At 68.6% G+C, this 6,662-nt stretch carries 4 protein-coding genes; all 4 read left to right on the top strand.

All coding sequences use genetic code 11. From position 1 onward, the window contains the following. Nucleotides 1-892: putative bifunctional diguanylate cyclase/phosphodiesterase (locus AC30N0_RS06615; protein WP_489517134.1), on the top strand; the 892-nt coding region annotated here is incomplete at its 5' end. A 76-nt stretch (nucleotides 893-968) separates the two neighbouring features. After that, nucleotides 969-2,012, top strand: coding sequence for a homocysteine S-methyltransferase family protein (locus AC30N0_RS06620; protein WP_489517135.1), 1,044 nt, complete (start codon nucleotides 969-971; stop codon nucleotides 2,010-2,012). A gap of 65 nt (nucleotides 2,013-2,077) precedes the next feature. Further along, complete coding sequence (metH, locus tag AC30N0_RS06625; protein WP_489517137.1) at nucleotides 2,078-4,822, top strand: methionine synthase; 2,745 nt, start codon at nucleotides 2,078-2,080, stop codon at nucleotides 4,820-4,822. 274 nt (nucleotides 4,823-5,096) lie between these two features. After that, nucleotides 5,097-6,662 (top strand): DUF1800 domain-containing protein (locus tag AC30N0_RS06630; RefSeq protein ID WP_489517136.1); only part of this gene is annotated, 1,566 nt, incomplete at its 3' end.

The raw sequence follows: 6,662 nt of genomic DNA on the forward strand, positions 1-6,662 counted from the left end.
CAAGGCCAACGGCGGCGCCAGCCACGCCTTCTACGAGGCGCGCATGACCAACGGCGTGCGCGACCAGCTCGACTTGCTGCGCGACCTGCGCCGGGCCCTTGCCGACGGCCAGCTGCACCTGCTCTACCAGCCGAAGATCCACGCCCCGACCGGCGAGATCACCGGAGCCGAGGCGCTGATGCGCTGGCACCACCCGGAGCGCGGCCTGGTCGGGCCCGATGTCTTCATTCCGATCGCCGAGCGCTTCGGCCTGATCGGGGCCATGGGCAACTGGCTGATCGACGAGGCCTGCCGGCAGGCCGGCGAATGGCGCGACGAGGGCCTGCGCATGCGCGTCGCCATCAACCTTTCTGCTTACCAGCTGCGCCACCCGGACCTGGCCGACCGCATCGACGCCGCCCTGCGCCGGCACGACATCAACCCGCAGCTGCTCACCTGCGAGATCACCGAAACGGTGGCGATGGAAGACGCCTCGAACGCGATCCGCATGGTCGAGCGCCTCAACGCGATGGGCGTCAACATCTCGATCGACGACTTCGGCACCGGCTACTCGAGCCTGGCCTACCTGAGGAAGCTCCGCGCCGGCGAGCTGAAGATCGACCGCAGCTTCGTCCTCGACCTGGAGACGAGCGCCGATGCACGGGCGATCGTCGACGCGATCGTCAAGCTGGCGCAGGCGCTCGGCCTCAAGGTGGTGGCCGAGGGCGTGGAAACCGAGGCCCAGCACCAGATCCTGCGCTCGTTCGGCTGCCACGAGCTGCAGGGCTTCTTCTTCGCCCGGCCGATGTCGGCGCGAGCGCTGTCGACCTGGGCCATCGAGGACCTCGGGCCGCGCGCCCTCGAATTCCGCGACTCGGTCTACCACACGACCCTCGCCGGGGCCTTGCACTAGGACCGGAGCCCGGCCGACCCGCGCTCGCGGGGTCGCACACGGGGCATGGGCGGGACCGGCTTCCTACAATTGCGCGATGAACGAACCGCGCTACACCCGTGCCGCCGCGCTGCCGCAGATCCTTAAGGAGCGCATCGTCGTCCTCGACGGCGCGATGGGCACGATGATCCAGCGCCACCGGCTGGGCGAGGCCGACTACCGCGGCGAGCGCTTCAAGGACCATGGTCGCAGCCTCAAGGGCAACAACGACCTGCTCCAGATCAGCCGGCCCGACATCGTCCGCGCCATCCACGAGCAGTACCTGCACGCCGGCGCCGACATCGTCGAGACCAACACCTTCGGCGCGACCTCGGTGGCGCAGGCCGACTACGGCCTCGAAGCAGCGGCGCGCGAGATGAACGTCGCCGGCGCGCGCATCGCCCGCGAGGTCTGCGACGCCTTCGCGACGCCCGACAAGCCGCGCTTCGTCGCCGGCGCGCTCGGCCCGACGCCGCGCACCGCCAGCATCAGCCCCGACGTCAACGACCCGGCGGCGCGCAACACCAGCTTCGCCGAGCTGCGCGCCGCCTACCTCGAGCAGGCCGAGGGGCTGCTCGAAGGCGGCTGCGACCTGTTCCTGGTCGAGACCGTCTTCGACACCCTGAATGCGAAGGCGGCCATCTTCGCCCTCGACGAGCTGATGGAGGCGAGCGGCGAGCGGCTGCCGGTGATCGTCTCCGGCACCGTCACCGATGCCTCCGGTCGCATCCTGTCCGGGCAGACGGTGAGCGCCTTCTGGCACAGCGTGCGGCACGCCCGGCCGCTCGCCATCGGCCTCAACTGCGCCCTCGGCGCGGCGCTGATGCGGCCCTACATCGAGGAGCTGGCGCGGATCGCCGGCGACACCTTCGTGAGCTGCTATCCGAACGCCGGCCTGCCCAACCCGATGAGCGAGACCGGCTTCGACGAGACGCCGGAGGTGACCGCCGGCCTGCTGGAGGAGTTCGCCCGCGCCGGCTTCCTCAACATCGCCGGCGGCTGCTGCGGCACGACGCCGGAGCACATCGAGCAGATCGCGGCCCGCGTCGGCAAGTACCGGCCGCGGGCCCCCAATTTCCGTCAGCTCGCCACCGCCGCATGAAGAACGACCTCGACGACGGAGAGGTTCCCCTCGGGGGAACCGCGCGAAGCGGGAGGGGCGCCACCCTGTCGACGAAGTCGGAGCCGGCGCCGCTCCGGCTTTCGGGACTCGAGCCGATGCTCATCGGCGCTGGCTCCGTCTTCGTGAACATCGGCGAGCGGACCAACGTGACGGGCTCGAAGGCCTTCGCTCGCCTGATCCTCAACGGCCAGTTCGAGGAGGCGCTCGGCGTCGCCCGGCAGCAGGTCGAGAACGGCGCCCAGATCATCGACATCAACATGGACGAGGCGATGCTCGATTCGAAGGCGGCAATGGTCCGCTTCCTGAATCTGATCGCCGGCGAGCCCGAGATCGCGCGCGTGCCGATCATGATCGACAGCTCCAAGTGGGAGGTGATCGAGGCCGGCCTGCAATGCATCCAGGGCAAGGGCATCGTCAACTCGATCTCGATGAAGGAGGGCGAGGAGGCCTTCCGCCAGCAGGCCAGGCTGGTGCGACGCTACGGCGCGGCCGCCGTCGTCATGGCCTTCGACGAGCAGGGCCAGGCCGACACCTTCGCGAGGAAGACGCAGATCTGCGCCCGCGCCTACCGGATCCTGGTCGACGAGGTCGGCTTTCCGGCCGAGGACATCATCTTCGACCCGAACATCTTCGCCATCGCCACCGGCATCGAGGAGCACGACAACTACGCCGTCGAGTTCATCGAGGCGACGCGCTGGATCAAGGCGAACCTGCCGGGCGCGAAGGTCTCGGGCGGCGTCTCCAACGTCAGCTTCTCGTTCCGCGGCAACGACCCGGTGCGCGAGGCCATCCACACCGTGTTCCTGTACCACGCGATCCAGGCCGGCCTGGACATGGGCATCGTCAACGCCGGCATGGTCGGCGTCTACGACGACCTCGAGCCGGAGCTGCGCGAGCGGGTGGAGGACGTCGTCCTCAACCGCAGAAGCGACGCCGGCGAGCGCCTAGTCGAGATCGCCGATCGCGCCAAGGGCGCGGCCCGCGACGACTCGGCGCGGCTGGCCTGGCGCGGCACTCCCGAGCAGCCGAAGACCGTCGGCGAGAAACTGAGCCACGCGCTCGTGCACGGCATCACCGACTTCATCGTCGAGGACACCGAAGCCGCCTGGCAGGGCATCAAGGCCGGCGGCGGGCGGCCGCTGCACGTCATCGAGGGGCCGCTCATGGCCGGCATGAACGTGGTCGGCGACCTGTTCGGCCAGGGCAAGATGTTCCTGCCGCAGGTGGTCAAGTCGGCGCGCGTGATGAAGCAGGCCGTGGCCCACCTTTTGCCCTACATCGAGGCCGAAAAGCTCGCCCTGATCGAGGGCGGCGGCGAGGCGAAGGCGAAGGGCAAGATCGTCATCGCCACCGTCAAGGGCGACGTCCACGACATCGGCAAGAACATCGTCACCGTCGTCCTCCAGTGCAACAACTTCGAGGTCGTCAACATGGGCGTGATGGTCGCCTGCCAGGACATCCTGGCGCGCGCCAAGGTCGAAGGCGCCGACATCATCGGCCTGTCGGGCCTCATCACGCCGAGCCTCGAGGAGATGCAGCACGTCGCTGCGGAGATGCAGCGCGACGACTTCTTCCGCATCAGGAAGATTCCGCTGCTGATCGGCGGCGCGACGACGAGCCGGGTCCACACCGCGGTGAAGATCGCGCCCCGCTACGACGGGCCCGTGGTCTACGTCCCCGACGCCAGCCGCTCGGTCGCCGTCTGCAGCGACCTACTCAGCGACGGGCGCGCCACCGCCTTCATCGCCGAGCTCGAGGCCGACTACGAGCGCGTGCGCGCCCTGCACGCGAGCAAGAAGGCGACGCCGCTCGTCAGCCTGGCGGCGGCGCGTGCCAACAAGACGGCGGTCGACTGGTCGAGCTACGTGCCGCCGGTGCCGAAGTTCATCGGCCGGCGCGTCCTCAAGAAGCAGGACCTTGCGGAGATCGCCGAAGCCATCGACTGGGGGCCGTTCTTCCAGACCTGGGACCTCGCCGGCCCGTACCCGGCCATCCTCAACGACGAGATCGTCGGCGAGTCGGCGCGGCGCGTCCTGTCCGACGGCAGGCGCATGCTGCGCCGGGTCATCGAAGGGCGATGGCTCACCGCGAGCGGCGTTGTCGGCCTGTTCCCCGCGGCCACGGTGAACGACGACGACATCGAGATCTACGCCGATGCATCGCGCAGTCAGGTGCTCATGACCTGGCGCGGCCTGCGCATGCAGAGCGAGCGGCCGGTGGTGGACGGCGTGCGTCGCCCGAACCGTTGCCTGGCCGACTTCATCGCCCCGAAGGGCTCGGGCCGCGACGACTACATCGGCCTGTTCGCCGTGACCGCCGGCCTCGGCGTCGAGAAGAAGGAGCAGCAGTTCAGTGCCGATCTCGACGACTACAGCGCCATCATGCTCAAGGCGCTGGCCGACCGGCTCGCCGAAGCGTTCGCCGAGCGCCTGCACCAGCGCGTGCGCACCGACTTCTGGGGCTACGCGCCCGACGAGTCGCTCTCGACCGCCGAGCTGGTGGCCGAGCAGAACCGCGGCATCCGCCCGGCGCCCGGCTATCCCGCCTGTCCTGACCACGAGGTCAAGCGTGACCTGTTCCGCGTCCTCGGCTGCGAGGACATCGGCATGCGGCTGACGGAAAGCCTGGCGATGTGGCCGGCGGCGAGCGTCTCCGGCTTCTATCTCGCTAACCCGGACGCGACGTACTTCAACGTCGGCAAGATCGGCACCGACCAGCTCCGCGACTTCGCCGAGCGCAGCCGCCGCGACCTCGAGGCCGCCGAGCGGGCGCTGGCCGGCCTGCTCTGAGCGTGACGGACGTCGCGTTCGCGACGTCCGGTCCGTGACATGTCGCGCGCCCTGCGGCGCGCGTCACGTCTGATTACATCTGCGCCAAGTCCTTGCAACAGTCGCAGAACACGGCCCAGTTCCGCTTGTAACCGGCCTCGGCACCTCGCCCGAAGTGCCAAGTTTTGACGCTAATTACAGGCCCCACCCCGCTCTGTATCAGACCCCCGCCACTGGCACGCAGCCTGCGTTGCTGGGTGCGTGTAATGAATCATTGGTCCTTCGGGGGGTCGCTGTGAACAAAGTTCAGAAGATGCAGACGGGTCGCGGGCAAGTCGCCCGTTTCGGGCGGGGGGCAGTCGCCACCGCGGTGCTCATGTTCGTGGTCGCCTGCGGCGGCGGCGGCGGGGGCACGGGCAGCGACGTCGCTGCCGACGGCAGCGTGCCGCCATCGGTGACGGCGCAGCAGACGCCGACCAAGATGGAGGCGTCGCGCTTCCTCGGCCAGGCCAGCTTCGGGCCGAGCGAGGCAGAGATCGACAAGATGTCGGCGATGAGCTACGGCGCCTGGATCGACGAGCAGTTCTCGAAGCCCGTCACCCTGCATCGCCTCTACATCAACCAGGCATCGGCGGACCTGGCCTCGGTGGGCCAGACGATCAGCGCCACGAATTTCTGGGATTCCTGGTGGCAGCAGGCCCTGAGCGGCGAAGACCAGCTCCGCCAGCGCGCCGCCTTCGCGCTGTCGCAGGTCATGGTGGTCTCGTTCGCCGACGCGACCCTGCGCAACCAGACGCGCGGCGTCGCCTCGTTCTACGACATGCTCGCCGAGAACGCGTTCGGCAACTTCCGCGACCTCCTCGAGCAGGTCGCCCTGCATCCGATGATGGGCATCTACCTGTCGCACCTGCGCAACCTGAAGGAAGACCCGGCGACCGGCCGCGTGCCCGACCTGAACTTCGCGCGCGAGATCACGCAGCTGTTCGCCGTCGGCGAGAACAAGCTGAACCTCGACGGCACCGTCGTGATGGGCGCGAACGGCCGTCCGGAAGTCGCCTACACCGGCGCCGACCTGGCCGGCCTGTCGCAGGTCTTCACCGGCTGGAGCTGGTACGCCGGCCCGGAGAAGGCCGACCGCACGGCGGCCCGCTTCAACGGCCAGAACCCGAACCTCGAGCGCGACTGGCGGCCGATGCAGGCCTACAACGAGTACGCGCCGAACACCAGCTTCCACTCGGTCAGCGAGAAGAAGTTCTGGGCCACGACGATTCCGGCGCAGTCCAAGTCGGACACCGAAGGCGATTTCAAGATCGCCATCGACACCGTCTTCAACCACCCGAACGTGGGCCCCTTCATCAGCAAGCAGCTGATCCAGCGCATGGTCACGAGCAATCCCAGCCCGGCCTACGTCAGGCGGGTCGCGACCGTGTTTAACGACAACGGCAGCGGCGTACGCGGCGACATGAAGGCGGTTTGGAAGGCCATCCTGCTCGACTCCGAAGCGCGCTCGGCGAGCACTTCCGCTTCGTTCGGCAAGGTGCGCGAGCCGGTCGTTCGCCTGGCCCACATGCTGCGCGCCTTCAACGCGAAGTCGACCAGCAGCCGCTTCACGGGCATCGGCAACACCGACAACCCGGCCACGCAGCTCGGCCAGACGCCGATGTTCGCGCCGACCGTCTTCAACTTCTTCCGGCCCGGCTACGTGCCGACGAGCAAGGTGATCAGCGACGCCGGCCTGGTCGTGCCGGAGCTGCAGATCACGCACGACATCTCGGTCGCCGGCTACATGAACTACATGCGGACCTGGACCACGCTCGATGCGAACCGGGACATCAAGCACGACTACGCGAAGGAGATCGCC

Origin of the sequence: Rhizobacter sp. (assembly GCF_031412495.1) — a bacterium.
Lineage (GTDB): Bacteria > Pseudomonadota > Gammaproteobacteria > Burkholderiales > Burkholderiaceae_C > Schlegelella_A.

Excerpts from the sequence above, each read along its gene's own strand:
- AC30N0_RS06620 (WP_489517135.1), top strand. The coding sequence starts at position 969 with ATGAACGAACCGCGCTACACCCGTGCCGCCGCGCTGCCGCAGATCCTT.